Source organism: Pseudomonas sp. TWP3-1, assembly GCF_049896625.1.
Classification (GTDB): Bacteria; Pseudomonadota; Gammaproteobacteria; order Pseudomonadales; family Pseudomonadaceae; genus Aquipseudomonas.
Window position 1 is genome coordinate 304420 of the sequence record NZ_JAFCUQ010000001.1, and the last position, 17351, is coordinate 321770.

18 protein-coding genes, 1 tRNA gene and 2 pseudogenes are annotated in these 17351 nt (G+C 57.1%); 9 read left to right on the forward strand and 12 right to left on the reverse strand.

Going from position 1 to position 17351, the window contains the following annotated elements:
- Positions 1-12 precede the first annotated feature (12 nt).
- From ACP7BN_RS01305 to ACP7BN_RS01320, 4 genes are all read right to left on the reverse strand, one after another.
- Positions 13-615 (reverse strand): transposase, encoded by a 603-nt coding sequence (locus ACP7BN_RS01305; protein ID WP_426201558.1) that lies wholly within the window; start codon positions 613-615, stop codon positions 13-15.
- A gap of 326 nt (positions 616-941) precedes the next feature.
- The gene (locus ACP7BN_RS01310; protein ID WP_426201560.1) at positions 942-2150 is read right to left on the reverse strand and encodes a DSD1 family PLP-dependent enzyme; all 1209 of its coding nucleotides are present in this window, start codon (positions 2148-2150) and stop codon (positions 942-944) included.
- A gap of 74 nt (positions 2151-2224) precedes the next feature.
- Entirely contained in the window at positions 2225-3553 is a 1329-nt protein-coding gene (locus tag ACP7BN_RS01315; RefSeq protein WP_426201561.1) for a D-arabinono-1,4-lactone oxidase, read from the reverse strand.
- 76 nt (positions 3554-3629) lie between these two features.
- Positions 3630-3983 (reverse strand): c-type cytochrome, encoded by a 354-nt coding sequence (locus ACP7BN_RS01320; protein WP_426201001.1) that lies wholly within the window; start codon positions 3981-3983, stop codon positions 3630-3632.
- A gap of 240 nt (positions 3984-4223) precedes the next feature.
- Here ACP7BN_RS01320 and ACP7BN_RS01325 point away from each other — a divergent pair, with 240 nt between their 5' ends.
- The 3 genes from ACP7BN_RS01325 (at position 4224) to ACP7BN_RS01335 (ending at position 8910) form a co-directional block, all read left to right on the forward strand.
- Positions 4224-5849, forward strand: coding sequence for an NADP-dependent glyceraldehyde-3-phosphate dehydrogenase (locus ACP7BN_RS01325; RefSeq protein ID WP_426201003.1), 1626 nt, complete (start codon positions 4224-4226; stop codon positions 5847-5849).
- Positions 5850-5893: 44 nt separating this feature from the next.
- On the forward strand, positions 5894-6934 hold the full coding sequence (locus tag ACP7BN_RS01330; RefSeq protein WP_426201563.1) for an FUSC family protein: 1041 nt from the start codon (positions 5894-5896) through the stop codon (positions 6932-6934).
- Positions 6935-7017: 83 nt separating this feature from the next.
- Entirely contained in the window at positions 7018-8910 is a 1893-nt protein-coding gene (locus tag ACP7BN_RS01335) for an acyltransferase family protein (RefSeq protein WP_426201004.1), read from the forward strand.
- Between the two features lie 2 nt (positions 8911-8912).
- Here ACP7BN_RS01335 and ACP7BN_RS01340 read toward each other — a convergent pair whose 3' ends face one another.
- Positions 8913-9806, reverse strand: a complete 894-nt coding sequence (locus ACP7BN_RS01340; RefSeq protein WP_426201006.1) for a DMT family transporter — start codon at positions 9804-9806, stop codon at positions 8913-8915.
- Positions 9807-9942: 136 nt separating this feature from the next.
- Between ACP7BN_RS01340 and ACP7BN_RS01345 the strand changes: the two genes are divergently transcribed.
- Positions 9943-10380, forward strand: a complete 438-nt coding sequence (locus ACP7BN_RS01345; RefSeq protein ID WP_401211098.1) for an Lrp/AsnC family transcriptional regulator — start codon at positions 9943-9945, stop codon at positions 10378-10380.
- A gap of 57 nt (positions 10381-10437) precedes the next feature.
- Positions 10438-10764, forward strand: a complete 327-nt coding sequence (locus ACP7BN_RS01350) for a YceK/YidQ family lipoprotein (RefSeq protein WP_426201007.1) — start codon at positions 10438-10440, stop codon at positions 10762-10764.
- A 62-nt stretch (positions 10765-10826) separates the two neighbouring features.
- Here the strand turns inward: ACP7BN_RS01350 and ACP7BN_RS01355 are convergent, their stop codons facing one another.
- On the reverse strand, positions 10827-11498 hold the full coding sequence (locus ACP7BN_RS01355) for a Bax inhibitor-1/YccA family protein (protein WP_095118699.1): 672 nt from the start codon (positions 11496-11498) through the stop codon (positions 10827-10829).
- Positions 11499-11620: 122 nt separating this feature from the next.
- On the opposite strand from ACP7BN_RS01355, the gene ACP7BN_RS01360 reads away from it, so the two are divergent.
- Both ACP7BN_RS01360 and ACP7BN_RS01365 read left to right on the forward strand, forming a co-directional pair.
- Positions 11621-11708 (forward strand) — tRNA-Ser (locus ACP7BN_RS01360).
- Between the two features lie 207 nt (positions 11709-11915).
- Positions 11916-12115: pseudogene (locus tag ACP7BN_RS01365) on the forward strand (hypothetical protein); the annotation flags it as partial.
- A 215-nt stretch (positions 12116-12330) separates the two neighbouring features.
- Here ACP7BN_RS01365 and ACP7BN_RS01370 read toward each other — a convergent pair.
- Entirely contained in the window at positions 12331-12846 is a 516-nt protein-coding gene (locus ACP7BN_RS01370; protein ID WP_426201008.1) for a GNAT family N-acetyltransferase, read from the reverse strand.
- A 214-nt stretch (positions 12847-13060) separates the two neighbouring features.
- Here ACP7BN_RS01370 and ACP7BN_RS01375 point away from each other — a divergent pair.
- Positions 13061-13274, forward strand: a pseudogene (locus ACP7BN_RS01375) (hypothetical protein).
- Between the two features lie 89 nt (positions 13275-13363).
- Here ACP7BN_RS01375 and ACP7BN_RS01380 read toward each other — a convergent pair.
- Both ACP7BN_RS01380 and ACP7BN_RS01385 read right to left on the reverse strand, forming a co-directional pair.
- A complete protein-coding gene (locus ACP7BN_RS01380; RefSeq protein ID WP_426201009.1) occupies positions 13364-14296 on the reverse strand; it encodes a diguanylate cyclase in 933 nt (310 codons plus the stop codon).
- Between the two features lie 316 nt (positions 14297-14612).
- Complete coding sequence (locus ACP7BN_RS01385) at positions 14613-14831, reverse strand: hypothetical protein (RefSeq protein WP_426201011.1); 219 nt, start codon at positions 14829-14831, stop codon at positions 14613-14615.
- 177 nt (positions 14832-15008) lie between these two features.
- On the opposite strand from ACP7BN_RS01385, the gene ACP7BN_RS01390 reads away from it, so the two are divergent.
- Positions 15009-15368: a hypothetical protein gene (locus ACP7BN_RS01390; RefSeq protein ID WP_426201013.1), complete on the forward strand. Its 360-nt coding sequence runs from the start codon at positions 15009-15011 to the stop codon at positions 15366-15368.
- A gap of 16 nt (positions 15369-15384) precedes the next feature.
- On the opposite strand, the gene ACP7BN_RS01395 is transcribed toward ACP7BN_RS01390, so the two are convergent.
- From ACP7BN_RS01395 to ACP7BN_RS01405, 3 genes are all read right to left on the reverse strand, one after another.
- Positions 15385-15810 (reverse strand): cell wall hydrolase, encoded by a 426-nt coding sequence (locus ACP7BN_RS01395; RefSeq protein ID WP_426201015.1) that lies wholly within the window; start codon positions 15808-15810, stop codon positions 15385-15387.
- Positions 15811-15871: 61 nt separating this feature from the next.
- Complete coding sequence (locus tag ACP7BN_RS01400; RefSeq protein WP_426201017.1) at positions 15872-16312, reverse strand: tail fiber assembly protein; 441 nt, start codon at positions 16310-16312, stop codon at positions 15872-15874.
- Positions 16309-17316: a hypothetical protein gene (locus ACP7BN_RS01405; protein ID WP_426201019.1), complete on the reverse strand. Its 1008-nt coding sequence runs from the start codon at positions 17314-17316 to the stop codon at positions 16309-16311. Before ACP7BN_RS01405 ends, ACP7BN_RS01400 begins: the two co-directional genes overlap by 4 nt.
- Positions 17317-17351: the final 35 nt, after the last annotated feature.

Sequence of the window (17351 nt, forward strand, 5' to 3'; positions counted from 1 at the left end):
AGCGCCGCGTCATCAATTGCTGGCTGTCGAGGCGCAGGAATGCTTGCCGAGCCAGGTGTGCAACAGCGCGAAGTTCAACGAGAACTCGGGCATTTGCAGCAAGGCACCGCAGAACACTTCGCCGATGATTTTCTGGATGAGCTGCACCGCACGCGGGTTGTTGAGCAGCGTGGCGATGTCGCGACTGAGGACGTTGAAGCTCCAGACTTTCTGGTTCAGGCCAAGGCCGACGAACCAGCGGAACAGCAGGTTGTAATTCAGCTGTTCGTAGAGCTGCTGTTCGCTGGGCACCGAATACAGCAGTTGCAGGAGCAGGATGTGCATGACCGTTTGCGCGGGGATGAGCATGCCGGGCTGGGCGTTGAGGTCGTGCAGGAGCTCGCGATGGGCGTCGAGCAGATCGTCGATCTGCGGGCGCAGCAGCACCAGCGAATGGCCGGGCGGAATGTAGCTGGAGACCTCTTTCAAGGCGCCCTGCCAGTCATCCTGCGACACGATCCAGACCCACGGCGCGCCGTAGCGATACACCGAAACCGGCTTCTTGCGCGCGGCTTCGACGATCTTCGACAGGCGTTGATCGAGTTCCTGCATGCCCACTTTCGAGTAGCGTTCCATAGTCCCCATTGCCTCACTCCCGGCGTCCCGCCTCGGCTTGTGAAAAGCGGCCTCAAGGCCCCTCAAGCGCGTTACATAGGCATGACCGGACTGGCTATGTGCTACCGAACTTTTGTCATGAAAGCTTCATGTCGGAATTGGAGTGAGATCGACGGGGCACCACAAAAACCTGTGGGAGCTGGCGTGCCAGCGATAGCGTCAGGTCAGCAACATTTATTTGGCTGACACACTGCCATCGCTGGCAAGCCAGCTCCCACAGGGTTTTGTGTTGGACGCAAAATGAGTGTCTGGCTGAGCTCCCACAGGAGATTGGTGGTGATTTGATGTCAGGTGTAGACCGGCCAGGTGTCGACGATCTTGCCGCCGCGCACGGCCAGTAAGTCCCCGAACTGCAGGAGGACAGCTTCGGTCTGGGTCGGGCGCAGGAACACTTGATCCTCCACGGTGAGCCCCACGGCATTCGAGCCGTTGACCATTTCCTGATTCGAGCTGCGGCCATACACGCCGTTGCTTTGCAATCCGCGCGGCGATTCGAACTCGGCCATCCAGTTGCCGCCGTAGATGAAAAAGGTCTGGCGCTGGTTGGCGTCCCACCACGAGAACAGCTTGGACTTGTCATCCAGCGCCGGGATGTTCACCGCACCGGTGCTTTTCAGCACGGGTGTGGCGATGTAGGCAGCGGGCAGGTGATCGACCAGCGACGGCAGATCATAGTGAGTCGGTTTGAGCATCGCTGTGCCCACCGAAACTTCAGTGCTCAGACGTTCATTTTCATGCATGCGATAGCTCGGACTGCCGGCCGTATTCAGAGTCAAACCGTCATGCCACAACGCCGGGAATTGCTGGCGGGTGAAGTCGACGCAGCGCTGGTAAATCACCATCACCTTGGCGAACAACTCTTCAGGCGAACCGAGAATCCCCGGCACACCCATGCCCACAAACGGGTCGTAGCCCATGAACCCGGCGAACTGCAGATGCTGCGGATTGGCGGCGATCATGGTGAGCATCGGCCCGAGCACATTCACGTCACTGACACCGCCGCGATGCAGGCCGACATCCAGTTCGATGTTGATGCGCATCCGCGTGCCCAAGCCTCGCGCCAAGTCGAGGTATTGTTGCAGGCGCTCAGGGCCGTCGAGCAGCCATTGCAGCTGTTTGGCCGGCTCGAACTCACCTTTGTGCGTCTGATAGAACAGCTCGGCCGAACGCACCGGCAGCGGTTTGCCGAGCAGAATATCGGACTGCGGAAACGTCAAAGCATCGTGATTGAGAAACGGCTGATGAAAAGACATCAGCCGCTGCGTGCCGACGCGCTGAGCGATGTAACTCAACAGGCCCGGCGCCGGCAGGGATTTCTCCACCAGCCGCAGATGTTTGCCGCTGCGTTTGACCGACGCCACCACCACGTCAACGTTGTGATCGAGGCGATCAAGATCAATCAACAACACCGGGCGCATCGGGCCGTTCGCCTTGAGTTCGCGATTCAGCGCGCGGAAATATTCGCTGTATGGCGCGCCGCGATCCCCCGGCCGCAGCCACGCGCCAACTCCCACCAGCAACGCGCTAACACCCAATGTGCCGAGCAGAAAATTGCGTCGATTGACCGCCATCAGCTCACCCCCAGAATCGACGACAGATGTGCATTGAGAAACTTGCCGCCCGGATCCAGCGCCTGCTGAACCTGAATGAATTCCTGCCAGCGCGGATACAGCGTCTGCAACGTCCGCGCATTAAGCGTGTGCAACTTGCCCCAGTGCGGGCGGCCGTTGTACTTCCAGAAGATCGGCTCGACCGCTGCGAAGAAGTTGTGGTGATCCATCTGGTAATGCTGGTGCACCGAGATTGAACAGCTGTCGCGGCCCTCGAACATGCTCAGCGGAATATCGTCGGCCGCGACGTAGCGGTACTCGATGGGAAACCAGGTGCGCAAATCCTTGTCCTGAATCAGCTTGAGAATTTCGCGCAGACAGGCCGGACCGTATTCGGCGGGCACCGAATATTCCATCTCGTTGAAGCGCACGGTGCGCACGTTGGCGTAGATGTCGAACGAGTCACCAACCCGGTCATCGAAACTGGCGAGATGGCGCAGGTTATTGAGCAGCGTGCGGCGCAGATCCGGGAAATCACTGGCGTACTTGTCGATCTTTTCGATCAGCGTTACGAACTCGTTACCGCCCTCCTCCTCGGGACTGATCGGCGGTGTGGGCGGATCACTGGTTTCGTTGAGGGCGATGGACAGTGCGTAGTCGGAATGAGTGACGACGAGCATTTCCCAGTGCTGATTTTCGCGGGTGTTCTTGTCGAGGTCTTCAAGCAGTTCTTCGGTCCTGGCGATCCACTGGGTTTCGCGCAGGCGATAGCCTGGGCGGTTTTGCATACGGATTTTCGTTGCTACGCCGAGTGCGCCGAGGGAGACGCGAGCAGCAGTGAACACTTCGGGATGACGTTGGCTGTCGCAGTCGAGCACTTCGCCGCTGGCGGTCACCAGTTGCATGCCGCAGACATGGGCCGAGTAAGACTGGAAGGTTTTGCCGGTGCCGTGGGTCGAGGTGGCAATCGCGCCAGCGAGGGTTTGATAGTCGATGTCCGCCATGTTTTGCAGGGCCTGGCCGACCTCTTTGAGCGGCACGCCCATGCGCGACATCGGGGTGCCGGCGGCGAATTCGGCTTGCAGGGTTTTCGGGTCATGTTCGAGCAAGCCGTTGAAGTAACTCAGGGACAGTAACGTGCCGTCGGTGGGCACCAGTGCGCTGAAGGAATGCGCCGAGCCGACCGGGCGGATCTTGCCCGGTGCCTGCTGGATCACCGAGGTCAGTTCATCGAGAGTCTTCGGCGCCAGGCGCGCGGCTGGTTGGCAGCTCTGCCCGCCCGACCAGTTGCGCCACGGAATCAACCGAGGCGCGCGCAGCAACTGGCCCAACGCCGGGCTCGATGCCAGCGCACTGAACGCACCGACAATGCTTGCCCGTTGCAACAACTGACGCCGTGTCAGGTCCATCGTCATGCGCGCCCCCTTAGCGTGGCAGCGGCTGATCGGCCATGAAGCCGATCAACTGCAGAAACTGATCTTCCGAACACTCGACGCACTGGCCCATCGGCGGCATGCCGTTGTAGCCGTTGATGGCGTGATCGAGCAACGTGTCGGTGCCTTGCTGCACGCGTGGTTCCCAGGCTTTGCGATCACCGGTGAGTGGCGCGTTGGCGGCGGGGTTGGCATGGCAGAGCTGGCAGCTGTTGGCGTAAATATGTGCCAGGGCTGGATCGGCCGGCATGCCTTTACCGACGACGGCCGCTGGCTTGGCATCCTCGTCGCAACCGGCCAGCGCCATGCACAGCGCGATCAATAAAGTCAGTCGGGGTGCGCGCATCGTGATCCTCGCGTGGAATGCCTTTTATTGTTGTGATTCCTGCGAGTTCAACCATAAGCCAGACGCTGCGGGCATTGCGGGCCATTGATGGGGACTTCCGGGGCCAGCCAATCGCCTCTGTTCTGCGCCTTTGCGTGACATTCGCGTGACATTTGCGGGTTTAAATTTCGGCGCATTCAGGCGTATAACCAGTACAGACTTTTCCGATCGGCACGCCGACAAACTCTATGGGGTAGCGACATGGCCACAGCACACATCCTTGAGAACCTGTTCCCTTCTGTCAGCGACATCCCGGAAAAATATCGCCTCGAGGGTCAAGTCGAGCAACGCGAATATCTGGTTGACGGCCAGTTGCGCCGCTGGGACGGCCCACTCGCCACGGTGCGCAGCCCGGTTTACTTGAAGGGCGAAAACGGCGACGAACAAGTGATCCTCGGCAGTACGCCGCTGCTCGATGCCGACACTGCCCTCACCGCCCTCGATGCCGCCGTGCGCGCCTATGACCGTGGTCAGGGCCTGTGGCCGACCATGCGCGTGGCCGAACGTATCCAGCACGTTGAAGCCTTCTTGCGCCGCATGCGTGAACAGCGCGACGCCGTGGTGAAGTTGCTGATGTGGGAGATCGGCAAGAACCTCAAGGACTCGGAAAAAGAGTTCGACCGCACCTGCGACTACATCGTCGACACCATCAACGCACTGAAAGAACTCGATCGCCGCTCCAGCCGTTTCGAGCTGGAACAGGACACGCTCGGGCAGATCCGCCGCGTGCCGCTCGGCGTGGCGCTGTGCATGGGGCCTTACAACTATCCGCTGAACGAAACCTTCACCACGCTGATTCCAGCGCTGATCATGGGCAACACCGTGGTGTTCAAACCGGCCAAGCTCGGCGTGTTGCTGATCCGTCCGTTGCTCGAAGCCTTTCGCGACAGCTTCCCCACCGGCGTGATCAACGTGATCTACGGCAGCGGCCGCGAGACAGTCAGCGCGCTGATGGCCAGCGGCAAGATCGACATCTTCGCCTTCATCGGCACCAACAAAGCCGCCAGCGACCTGAAAAAACTGCATCCGAAACCACACCGCTTGCGTGCTGCTCTGGGCCTCGACGCCAAAAACCCCGGCATCGTTCTGCCAGAGGTCGATCTGGACAACGCGGTCAGCGAAGCGGTCACCGGTTCGCTGTCGTTCAATGGCCAGCGCTGCACCGCGTTGAAAATCCTCTTTGTGCATGAAGACGTGGTCGACAGCTTCATCGAGAAATTCAACGCCAAACTCGCCACCCTGAAACCGGGCATGCCGTGGGATAGCGGCGTGTCCCTGACGCCGTTGCCGGAAGCGAGCAAGGTCGATTACCTGCACGGCCTGGTGGCGGATGCCCGGAGCAAAGGCGCGCAAGTGGTCAACCCGAATGGCGGCGAATCCCGCGAATCGTTCTTCTATCCGGCGGTGCTGTACCCGGTGACGCCGCAAATGCGCGTGTATCAGGAAGAACAGTTCGGCCCAGTGGTGCCGATCGTGCCGTACCGTCACCTCGATACCGTGATCGATTACGTGCTCGAGTCGGATTTCGGCCAGCAACTGAGCATCTTCGGTACCAACCCGGTGGCGGTCGGCCGACTGGTCGATACGTTTGCCAATCAGGTTGGACGGATCAACCTCAACGCCCAGTGCCAACGCGGCCCGGACACTTATCCGTTCAACGGTCGCAAGAACTCCGCCGAAGGCACGCTGTCGGTACACGATGCATTGCGGGTGTTTTCGATCCGCACGCTGGTGGCGACCAAGTTCCAGGACAGCAACAAGGATCTGATCAGCGAGATCATTCGCGGACGCGATTCAAGCTTCCTGACCACCGACTACATCTTCTGAGGAGACCAACACTGAGCACGTTCAGCCCGCACCGTTGGCCACCGCTGTTGCGGCGGATTCTGCGTCCTGTATTGGACCCGTATCGCCGCTATCGACATGCGCGGCTGATCCACGCGGTGCGGGTGGCGTTGGGGCTGCTGGCGACGATCGTGCTGACCACCGGCATCAACCTGCCCCACGGCGAGTGGGCGTCGGTGACGATGCTGGTGGTGATCGGCGGTTTGCAGCATCACGGCAATATCGGCAAAAAAGCCGCCGAACGCGCTACCGGCACTTTGATCGGTGCCGGCGTAGGGTTATTGCTGGTGGCGCAGGAAGCGTGGCTGGGCATGCCGTGGCTGACGTATTTCGCGATGGCGGTGGTGTGCGGTTTCTTCTCCTATCACGCCATCGGCAAGGGTGGCTACACCGCCCTGCTCTCGGCGATTACCGTATTCATTGTTGCCGGCCACGGCGACAATCCGATCACCGACGGGCTGTGGCGCGGAGTCGACATCCTGATCGGCATCGCCTTGGCCTTGGCATTCTCTTTCGCGCTGCCGCTGTACGCGGTGTACTCGTGGCGCTACAACCTGGCTGACGCTTTGCGCGACTGCGCCACGGTGTACGGGCGGATCATCAGCGGCCAGCCGGTGACGGCCGATGAACATCTAAAACTGATGGGCAAACTGAACACGGTGATGGTGCAGCTGCGTTCGCTGATGCCGTCGGTGTCCAAGGAAGTGAAGGTTTCCATGACCGAACTGGATGCGATCCAGCGCAACCTGCGCATGTGCATCAGTACCTTGGAAATACTCGGCAATACCCGACCAGACGCCAGTGACCCCGAGGCGATGGCGCATTTGCAATTGGCGCTGAAGGCTGAACATCGACAGATTCGTGTGCAACTGATCGGTATGGCCCGGTCGCTGAAAACCGGCTCGACCCAGCGCTTGGCACGTCCCGTGGATTTGCCGGACGCCAGCCTTGATGCACCGGTCTACAGCGCGCTCGACGGCTATCGTTTGCTGACCCGGCAACTGGCGAGCAACATCGGCGAGATGCGTCAGCGTCTGGCAAAGACGGCGCCGCGCTGGAACATCTGATCATTCGCCGGGATTTTTTGATGTAACAAACCCGATACCCTCTCTACAATGCGTCCCCATCATGGATGTGACACGGACGCCAAATGCAATTCAGGACGAACATCAACGCCTTGCGCGCGCTCGCCGTACTTTCGGTGGTGCTGTATCACTTCGGCATTACAGGATTCGGCGGAGGCTTTGCCGGGGTTGACGTGTTCTTCGTCATTTCCGGCTTCTTGATGACCGGCATCATCTGCAAGGGGCTGGAGCAGCAGCGTTTTTCGATTCTGGGGTTTTACGCATCCCGGGCTCGCCGAATCATTCCCGCACTGCTGGTGCTGTGCGTGGCCTTGTTACTGTTTGGTTTCGTGTTCCTGCCGCTGGATGACTTTCGCGAAGTTATCCGATCGATCAAAAGCAGCCTGCTGTTCAGCTCCAACTTCATGTTCGCCAAGGGTGGCAGCTACTTCGACGCGCCGTTGCAGGAAAACTGGTTGCTGCATACGTGGTCGCTGTCGGTGGAGTGGCAGTTCTATGTGCTGTATCCCCTGCTGCTAATGGTGCTGTACAAGTTGCTTGATCCACAGAAGTTTCGCTACGCCGTGCTGGTGCTGGCTGGGGTTTCGTTTGTGGCGTCAGTTGTTGTGACTCGTTCAGATCCGGTTTTTGCTTTCTACATGCTGCCGACCCGCGCCTGGGAATTGCTTGCGGGCGGGCTGGTGTTTCTGTTCCCGCTGCATATCAGCAAGCGCAACAGCGTGATCTGCGAGGGGTTGGGGCTGCTGGCGATTGCGGCCAGTGTGGTGTGCTTTTCGGAGCAGGATCAGTGGCCGGGTTACCTCGCCTTGTTGCCGGTGCTCGGTACGGTGCTGGTGATCTACGCCAATACGCAGTCGGTCTTCAGTAATAACAAGGCGCTGCAATTCACCGGCACTATTTCCTATTCGGTGTATCTGTGGCATTGGCCACTGGTGGTGTTTCTCTATACCTGCGGCCTGCTCGATAGCTGGCCGCACGTTCTCGGCGCGGTGATCATTTCGTTCGCGCTGGGTGGCCTGTCTTATTACCTGGTTGAATCCAGAGTGAAGCCGATCAGTTCGGCACGCGGCACGCTGTTCAAGTTTGCAGGGGCCGTGGTCGGGGTGGTTGTGCTGTCGGCCACGACGGCCTCGCTGGTCAAGGCGCATCCGGATCTGCGCTTTGCCTTTGTTGACCTCGGGCAACCGGAGTACACCAGCAAGCTCTATACGCAAGAGTGCTACCCCAACGCCTACGCCGCAGCCGATTGCAAGCTCGGTGCCGGCGAGATATCGGTGATTCTGTTCGGCGACAGCCATGCGCAATCCACCGCGGCCGCCGTGCAGCTGGATAACCCGAATGCAGCGTTTTCCTGGGCCCGTGGCGGTTGCCCGACGTTGCAGAACTTTCAGATGCGCGACAAAGAGCTAGAAGGCCAATGCCGTGCGTTCAATCACGACAAGCTGAAAATCCTCAAGGATTCATACGCGGGTGTTCCTGTGGTGCTGTTCAGCCGGGCGGCGTTGTATGCCGATCCAAGCCGCGGCAACAGCTACCGGATTCGCTTTCCAGATCAACAACACGTGGCCTTCAGCGATGCCTACATCGCCGAGTACGCCGCAACCGTCTGCGCAATCGCCGAGAACCACCCGGTGTACATCGTCAGGCCAATTCCGGAGATGCCGTTCAGCGTCTTCAAGGGGCTGAATCTGCATCAGCGCATCTTTGGCGATGCTTCGGACATTTCGGTCCCGTTGCTCGACTATGAACGGCGCAACAGCATTGCCAACAACGCCATCGCCGTAGCGGCGAAACGCTGCAACGCTCAGGTGCTGGACCCGACTGCGAATCTTTGCCCTGACGGCAATTGCATGGGATCGAAGGATGGCGTGCCTTTGTACTTTGACGACAACCATCTGGTGGATGCCGGCAATCTGCAGCTCAAAGGCTTGTTTAAATCGGTGTTCAAGGACATATGAGGTCACTGCGCCGCCAAGCGCCGCGCTCTCAACCCCCAGCCCTGTTGCATGCCGGCCGCGGCCAGCAGAATCGCCGCCACGCCGAGCCATTGCAGCGGTTGCAGGCGATGGCCGAAGGCGAACCAGTCGACGAAAATCGCGGCAATCGGATAGATGAAAGACAGTGCGCCGGTCAGCGCGGTCGGCAGTTTCTGAATTGCGCCGTACAGCAGCACATACATCAAACCGGTGTGAACGATGCCCAGTGTCACAAGACTGGCCCACGCACTGGTTGCCTGTGGCAGCGCGGAGAAATGCGCAAACGGTGCGAGCAAGAGGATCCCGGTGCACACCTGAATCAGCGCGATCAGATGCGGCGGCGTGCCGGTCAAGCGTTTGATGATCAATGCGGCGATGGCGTAGAGCAACGCTGCGCCGAGCGCCAGGGCAATACCGATCAGGTAATCGCTGCCGCCCTCGCCCTGCCCGCCATGCGCACTGACAATCGCCAACATGCCGAGGAAGGAAACCGCCAGCCACAACAGTTTCTGCACGGTGATTTTCTCGCCGAGAAACAGCGCCGCCAGTCCCACCAGCATGAATGGCTGCACGTTGTACACCGCCGTGCCGATGGCAATCGACGCCCGCGAATACGAGGCGAACAGCAACACCCAGTTGCCGACAATCGCCACGCCGCTGATGACTGCCAACAGGAACGTGGTGCGGGTCAGAATGCCTGGTTTTAGAAAGCCGAACGCGGCGCAGATCAACAGCAAAGTGCCGGCGCCGAACACGCAGCGCCAGAACACTACGTCGAGAACCGGTTGCCCGGACACCAGCACGAACCAGCCAATGGTCCCGGAAATCAGCATGGCGGCGGTCATCTCGAACGAGCCGCGCCGGAGGGTTTTGTCCATCATTGATCTCCTGTGTTTGAGGGAAAGTATGCCAAGCGGACACAGGGCTTCTCCAGCGCATAAAGCAGGCTAAACTCGGTTTCTGCCTTTTTTATCGCGGGTAGTTCGCAGTGATTGCCTAATGCTGGAGTTGTATATGACTGACGATATCGACCAGATCCTCATCGGCGCATTGATGGAAGACTCGCGGCGTTCGCTCAAGGCGCTGGCGCAGATCAGCGGATTGTCTTCACCGAGCGTCGCCGAGCGCCTGCGCCGGTTGGAAGAGCGCGGTGTGCTCAAGGGCTACACCGTGGAGATCGACCCGAAGTGCTTCGGTTATCAGTTGCAGGCCATCGTTCGGGTGCGACCGCTGCCCGGACAATTGCAGGAAGTCGAGCGGCAGATCCAGTCGATTCCCGAGTTCACCGAATGCGACAAGGTGACCGGAGAAGACTGCTTCATCGCGCGCCTGCATGTGCGCTCGATGGAACAACTGGATACGCTGCTGGATCGCCTTAACACGCTGGCTGAAACCAATACTGCGATCGTCAAGAAGACCCCGGTCAAACGCCGGTTGCCGCCGATGGCTTGAGTGCTTTTTAACCGCGTTCGGCGTAGATTGAGACTTTTCCGGCGAAGGATTGGCGGCATGAGAATTCACGCAGTGATGCTGGCGGCGATGATGCTTGCCGGTTGCGGGACGGTGCAGACCGTGGTCCTCAGCGATGAGTCGGCGGCGAAGGATCTGAGAAAACAGAAATCCTACTGTGGGGCCGTGCCACGGATCTACAGCGGCGTAACCTACGATTTCTGCATGCTGCACGCCGAGCGCCCGGAAAATGTCGATGCGTTCAACTACAAAAACGCAACGCCAGGTCTGCTGATCGATGCAGCAGCGTCCGGGGTGCTCGACACGTTGCTGCTGCCTTACACGATCTACAAACAGAATGCCGATGGCAGCATCATCATCAATTAGCCTTTATCGCAGGCAACAAAAAACCCGCCGAAGCGGGTTTTTCGTTATTGCGAGTCTAGCTATCAGTCGTCGCGGCTCATGATGCCGAAGATCTGCAACAGGCTGACAAACAGGTTGTAGATCGATACATACAGGCTGATGGTCGCCATGATGTAGTTGCGCTCGCCACCATGGATGATCGCGCTGGTCTGGAACAGAATGCAGACCGACGAGAACAGCACGAAACCGGCGCTGATTGCCAGTTGCAGACCGCTGACCTGGAAGAAGAAGCTCGCCAGGGTTGCGCCCAGCAGGACGAAGAAACCAGCGGTGATGAAGCCACCGAGGAAGCTCATGTCCTTGCGGGTGATCAGCACGTAGGCCGACAGACCACCGAAGACCAGTGCGGTCATCGCGAACGCGGAGCTGACCACTTCAGCGCCGCCCTGCATGCCCAGGTAACGGTTGAGGATCGGGCCGAGCAGGAAACCCATGAAACCGGTCAGGGCAAATGCCGACACCAGGCCCCACGCGGAATCGCGGAGTTTGTTAGTGAGGAAGAACAGCCCGTAGAAGCCGATCAGCACCACGAAAATGTTCGGGTAGCCAACACGCATCTGCTGAGCCACGAAAGCCATCACGCCGCTGAATGCAAGCGTCAGCGCCAGAAGGCCATAAGTGTTGCGCAGGACGCGGCTAACCTCTAGCTGCTCAGCCTGCACGCTGTTATTAACTGCGTAATCCTGTTCGCGCATGGCGACACTCCTGTTGGTTTGAAACGTTCAGTCGCAAAGATCATAACAGACGCTCTGTAACAAGCCATGCAGAGAGTTTGACAGTGTGTTTCATTCAGGTATTATGGCGCCCGCAACGCAACGGAGGTGTGGCCGAGTGGTTTAAGGCAACGGTCTTGAAAACCGTCGACTGTAACAGGTCCATGAGTTCGAATCCCATCGCCTCCGCCATATTTGTACCGACAAAGCCCTGATTATTCAGGGCTTTGTCGTTTCTGGGGTTCGAGAAAATTCCGGCTCGTCCTGATGTGTTCCATAACTTTTATGGACGTGTTCCATAACTCGGCCTGTTTTTCCCCTTCTCCGGCGTCCTGCCGATCGTTAAATACTCTTCATGTAACACGGTGCTAGGCTGGGTTCATTCACGAAGGAAGCCCAATGCAAAACTCAGATCTGCTTCCTTCCCTGCTCTACAAATCAACGAAAACCAACTCGCCCTCGAAGCCGCCATCATGGAGCTGACGCTGTGGCGTCGAGCAGCGCGGATATGTCTGCGTCGCGGAGAACGTGTGTGGCGCGCTCTGGACGATCGACAGTAACGAGGAACTATCAAGATGTCCCTGACTGTATTGATGACCTCGACTGACCGCTTTCGGCCCAGAGTGTGTAAAAACGCTTCGTCAAAACTGAAGTTCGCGCGTCTATGCGAAATCTGAAAATTTTCGGCTGCTCAGCGAGCTGGATTTTGCGTAGAAACGCGATTCTCAGTCCAACACTGGGCTCCAATCGCGCTGAAAAACGTTTTTACACAGCCTCGGCCAAAAGCAGTCAGTCACGGGTGTGACAGAGGTGATTAAACGGTTGGTATTTGGTAAACAACCGAGTCGTACTTGGCTGATGTGCGCATCTCGAGGATGATCCCACCCAGAGCCTCGGCAATACGTCGACTCGCATAGTTGTCTGTCGCAACGGGGTAGATGAAGTTTTTTGCTACCATTCGCTGGCTGGCCCACTGAACAACCGCTCGGACCGCTTCACCTCCAAAGCCTAGCCCGTGTTCATCTTCACGAATCCAGATACCCAGCTCTGGTGTTTCACTTTGGGTATCGTGCAATCCAACCAAGCCAGTAAAACGGGCATCTTCGAGTTGTCTAATTGCGAACACAAAGTCGCTGCCATCAGCGATTGAAGGCAACCACTGCCGCCAGACTTGTGCGTAATCCTCAAGCGAAGCAGGTGGTTCCCACGACATGTAGCGAGTCAACGAGGCAGTTATACAAGTGTAGGATTCAACCGCGTCCTGCGCGCAGAATGGCTCAATACGAAGGTGTGGCGACTGAATGCAGATATCGCGGGTATCGACGGGCATCGTAATTTCCATATCAGAGGTGCAGTACTCCGCTTGTGTCCGGTAAAAGTAACATGCTGATCGTTTCTTCAGCGAATCGAACGTCCTCTTCGGGTCAATTGCGGCCCTTTACGACAGGCTGCAATCGGCCAGAAGCGGACTTCCAGATAACTTGCTCCAGGTATCACCGCCCTTCAGAAGCTATGCTTGTTATTTTTCGAAAGGAATGGGAGCAGTGTCAGACGAGTATTCGTTATCGGATGCGCTGGAAAGGATGTACCAGAATCAGCTCGGTTTGGAAGCGACCCTGATGGTTGACGCTTCACGCAGAACAGCAAGGTTTGGCCGGCGTTGGTGAAAACGTTCGTGACGCCTTGTGGGGGATCGGCGAGAGCGCTGGTCACATCAAGCAGGGCTTGGCCAAGTTGAGGGGAAAGAGCGAGGGCTAGATTGAGTGTAGACGTCTGCCCAGATTATTCTCACTGGAATGAAGGAGCAAAATCATCAAAGCCATTTTCTCCAGACTTACGTACAGACCTTATAGGTTAAAGTGTTGGTCTCTACCACGTTCTTTAGCTATGTAAAGAGCTCTGTCGGCTCGGGCTAGCAGATCGTTACATGGGTGCAGAGGACTAAATACATGTACTGAAAAACCAACGCTTATAGTTAAGTATCCTGTCTTAGAAGCACACTGCGGTATTCTCAAATCTCGCACTAGCTGGCATAGAGTTTCGACGTGCCGAGCTGATTGCTCGATTGTCATTCCGCTGAAAAGAACTACAAATTCTTCACCGCCATACCTAGCTGCAAAATCTGAGCCTCGCTGGAAAGACTTATTCAAACTATCCGCGACACGCCTCAATACTTCGTCGCCAACTTGATGCCCGTAAACATCATTGAATAACTTAAAGTGATCAACATCAATCATGGCGAGAGTCAATGAATCACTGGTACGGCACGCGATTCTGCATTGAACTTCAAACTGCGTATCAAAAAAACGACGATTATAAATACCTGTCAGCCCATCTTTTATAGATAATTGCTCGAAGTGCGCCTTCATCTCTTCAAGAGACTGATGCTCGTCGCGAAGCTGCTGCAATATCAGCATGCGAGGCGTTACATCTTTCTGTATACCCAAAAAATTTGTCACAACACCATTTTCATCATGAATTGGAGATATGCTCAGCTCATTCCAAAACATCGTCCCATCCTTGCGATAGTTACGCAATGTTACAAGGCAGTACTCTCCATTTTTAACGGCACTGGAAACAATTTCAAGCTCAGGCTGTTCTCGATCGTCTTTTTGTAGATATCGACAGTTAACATTCGTGATTTCTTCAAACGAGTAACCGGTCATGCGCTCAAAAGCAGGATTTACAAAAATCAGCGGATTGTCGTCAATACCATTGTCAGAGATGGTGATGCCGTCTCGTGAATCCATAACTGCCTGTTTAAGAATTTCAATTTTCATGCAAATTCCTTTGATAGGACTGGATGGAGGAGAGCTGTCTTAAAAGGGCATACCATCTAGACTAGAAAGTTAATTAACTTGACGAATGTATAAGTGTAGTCGTTGAAAAAAATACAATGTCTGTTTTTTATGCTTTCGATAGCCGCTGCGCTTGACTTCAGTCAAAAGCTCCGCAGAAACAGCCCTGGCTGGCTGACTGCGACAGAAATGAACTGCATTAGGGCATCAGATAAAGGCTTAATTGGCCACTTCATTTTGCGCGCGGCCGCTTGGTGACCGGCAGCTTCTGGCCGATTGCCGCCAGCTAGGGCGATTCCTAAGACTGCCGTATCCGCATGATCGCATCTGTAATCGCTTTTGCGTTTGTGTCTAGGGTCTCCATAGCGATCACAGCGTTATCTGCAACTACCTCCACGCCATTAGCTGAAAGCCATACGGTGACCTCCTCTATTGCAGCCGCCAACGCATGCTGGTTGTGCAGGAGCAATGTCAGCGCATCTGCCGTAGCGATGTTGGAACCTGAGTTATTGGGCATGGGATCAGTCCTAAAATGATGGTTGGGAACAGCGTAGTCCATGCGTCCGGATTAGTTTGTCCAACAATCATTTTTCCCAAAGCAATCCCCGTAACCCTCCGCGCAGGATCGTGGACCGCCATCCACAACAGCTCGTCGCCTCACCCTCGCCCACCTGCCGCGCCTCGATTACTGTATATGCAAACAGTATTCAACAAAGGCGTTACCGTGGATCCCTCCGATATCGAAAACACTGACGACTGGCTTGGCAATCCCGAGCCGCTCGAAACCTGCCGCCACCAGCTCAGGATGTACGAGAACGAATTTGAATCGCTCACCCTTCGACTGGCGCGGGCGCTGGAAAACGTTCAGGGGCTGGTGCGCATGAATGACGAGATCACCAGCGATCGGGATTCACTGCGGGCAAAGCTGGCCTGGGCGGAAACGGACTTGTTGTGCGAGAAGCGCAGCTTCGCTGACGTGGAGCATCAAAGACAGTACTTACAGAGTGAAAATCAGCGACTGCTCAGGGAGAGGCGCGATAGCGAGGAAGAATGATCGCGCACCACTCGCGTCACGGCACATCCCTGAAGAAGACGTGCCCGCCCAGCTTGAGGGTCTGCTTCGCCTTCGCCGCCCACGCTGGCGGCTTTTTCATGCTGACGGCGTAATAGTGCGTGGCGCCCCCGGTCGGATCCGGCACCTTGTCGTCAATCACCTGATCGGCAGCGATCCGCGCTTGCGCCAGTTCGCGGAAAGGGATCTGCTTCACGCCGATCAGGAACTGATAGTTCGGGTCGGTCTTGTTCCAGCAGCTGAACTGGTACGGCGCTTGGCACACGCCGGCGTAGCCCTCGCCCCACCACGATTTGGTCTTGCCGTCATTTACTCGGTTGCGGATCGTGCAGGCCACGGCGATCTGGCCGACCAGCGATTCGCCGCGCGCCTCAGCCCACAGCGTGCGGGCGAGGATGTCGCGGTCTTTTTCGGTAGCGCTCATTGTTTTCTCCGGGCAAAAAAATACCCACTCAAGGTGGGTTCTAAATGGGTTCTGCAACGGTTCAAGCCGGAGCAATGGGCCATGCGATGATCTGCGGATACCCCGCCTGCTCCGCGAGACGATTGAGGGCAACGCGGTATTTCTTCCAGGCTTTCAGCCGAACGCCTTCGTCCTCTGTCTCCTCATCGATGTCCACTGCATCTTGCAGTGGCGCGATTCGCAGCGCGGCCTGTTCGAGAAGTCGATCAACCTTCGCCATTGCCTCATTCACCAACTGCCCATGCTCCAAATCAGCCAGTTCCAGCTTGGACAGCGCTTTGTCATCAACCCAGACACCTTTCACCCACTCGCCCGAAATACTTCTTGAGCCTGCATAGCGCGCGGCGAAGAATCCATCCGGGCAAATATCAGCCGTCCAATCATTGGGGGTTGGAAGGCCCATGCCTTCAATGAAGTCCGAGACGAACCTCCCGGACGGGTCTAGCTCTACGATTCGATTCATGCTGGCTTGAACTCAAAGGCGAAACTGGTAGAGGCGCCGGCGACACCCCCATTAACGGCGACCGTGCCGTCGGTGTTCACAACCACCCGAGAGCCAAAGGTTCCCGGTATCGCGAACGCCTGATCGGGTCTAAACCCCGCAGGTAATGTCGTAACAACCATGCCATCCGTGTAGCTCGCAGGGAAGCTGATGTTCATCTTCACCTCGACTTTGCCGAGGTACATTCGGTAACCGTTCAGGCGGCTCGGTTGAGTCGAGTAATTGTTCTGCAGCGTGGTCGGAATGTAGTTACCAGCCGCAAGCCCGCTGTGGTAAATCGTGTAATTTCGCCAAGTACCGCCAGCGGAGGGGTTCGTGATCGAAGTCCAGTTGAGTTCCCCGCTGGTACCAAACTGAAGTACGTTCCGCCACTCGCCAGAGGAGCCTTGGATTCGTAGCGCGCATCCAAACGAGGTCTGTCCGCCCGCGGTTCCGCTATTGAATTGCACAGCTTCAAATGCGCGGCCGTTGTACAGGTCGGTGACGATCGGTGCGCCGCCATTGCCACCCAGGCCAAAAGCTCCCGCCAGTAAGATCCTCCCCGGCGCGTAGTCGGTTGCCGAGTTTTGCAAGATCAGGCCGAGATTTGCTCTCGCTGATGCTGGATCGCTGGCCGCAGTGCCGCCCTTCTCGACGGGCAGTACATCGTAGTTGCCAGTGGTTCCGAGCGCCGCCATCTTCGGCCCGTAGGTGTTTACCCAGCCACGAACCTCATCAGCAAGCCCCTTCTGATAGCCCTGAACGGGTACGACTGCATAGCCGGCACCGGAGACGGTAGGCCCTATATAGGCTGGAATAATCGAGATCACCGTATTGCTGGCCACGTTCCCGATTTCGTACTGTCGACCGTCGGGGCCAATGAATGCGTCGCCGATTCGGGTGTTTGCCGCAAAAGCGGTGTTTACACCGGTCACGGTGCTTGAGTTTTGGGTGACAGAAACCGTCCCCGCTCTGTGCCAAGGCATGGCATTTCCTTAATTTAGGCAAAAAAAAACCGCTC

Coding starts and splice junctions, on each gene's coding strand:
- ACP7BN_RS01305 (WP_426201558.1), bottom strand. CDS start 615: ATGGAACGCTACTCGAAAGTGGGCATGCAGGAACTCGATCAACGCCTG.
- ACP7BN_RS01320 (WP_426201001.1), bottom strand. CDS start 3,983: ATGCGCGCACCCCGACTGACTTTATTGATCGCGCTGTGCATGGCGCTG.
- ACP7BN_RS01325 (WP_426201003.1), top strand. CDS start 4,224: ATGGCCACAGCACACATCCTTGAGAACCTGTTCCCTTCTGTCAGCGAC.
- ACP7BN_RS01335 (WP_426201004.1), top strand. CDS start 7,018: ATGCAATTCAGGACGAACATCAACGCCTTGCGCGCGCTCGCCGTACTT.
- ACP7BN_RS01340 (WP_426201006.1), bottom strand. CDS start 9,806: ATGGACAAAACCCTCCGGCGCGGCTCGTTCGAGATGACCGCCGCCATG.
- ACP7BN_RS01345 (WP_401211098.1), top strand. CDS start 9,943: ATGACTGACGATATCGACCAGATCCTCATCGGCGCATTGATGGAAGAC.
- ACP7BN_RS01350 (WP_426201007.1), top strand. CDS start 10,438: ATGAGAATTCACGCAGTGATGCTGGCGGCGATGATGCTTGCCGGTTGC.
- ACP7BN_RS01355 (WP_095118699.1), bottom strand. CDS start 11,498: ATGCGCGAACAGGATTACGCAGTTAATAACAGCGTGCAGGCTGAGCAG.
- ACP7BN_RS01370 (WP_426201008.1), bottom strand. CDS start 12,846: ATGCCCGTCGATACCCGCGATATCTGCATTCAGTCGCCACACCTTCGT.
- ACP7BN_RS01380 (WP_426201009.1), bottom strand. CDS start 14,296: ATGAAAATTGAAATTCTTAAACAGGCAGTTATGGATTCACGAGACGGC.
- ACP7BN_RS01385 (WP_426201011.1), bottom strand. CDS start 14,831: ATGCCCAATAACTCAGGTTCCAACATCGCTACGGCAGATGCGCTGACA.
- ACP7BN_RS01390 (WP_426201013.1), top strand. CDS start 15,009: ATGCAAACAGTATTCAACAAAGGCGTTACCGTGGATCCCTCCGATATC.
- ACP7BN_RS01395 (WP_426201015.1), bottom strand. CDS start 15,810: ATGAGCGCTACCGAAAAAGACCGCGACATCCTCGCCCGCACGCTGTGG.
- ACP7BN_RS01400 (WP_426201017.1), bottom strand. CDS start 16,312: ATGAATCGAATCGTAGAGCTAGACCCGTCCGGGAGGTTCGTCTCGGAC.
- ACP7BN_RS01405 (WP_426201019.1), bottom strand. CDS start 17,316: ATGCCTTGGCACAGAGCGGGGACGGTTTCTGTCACCCAAAACTCAAGC.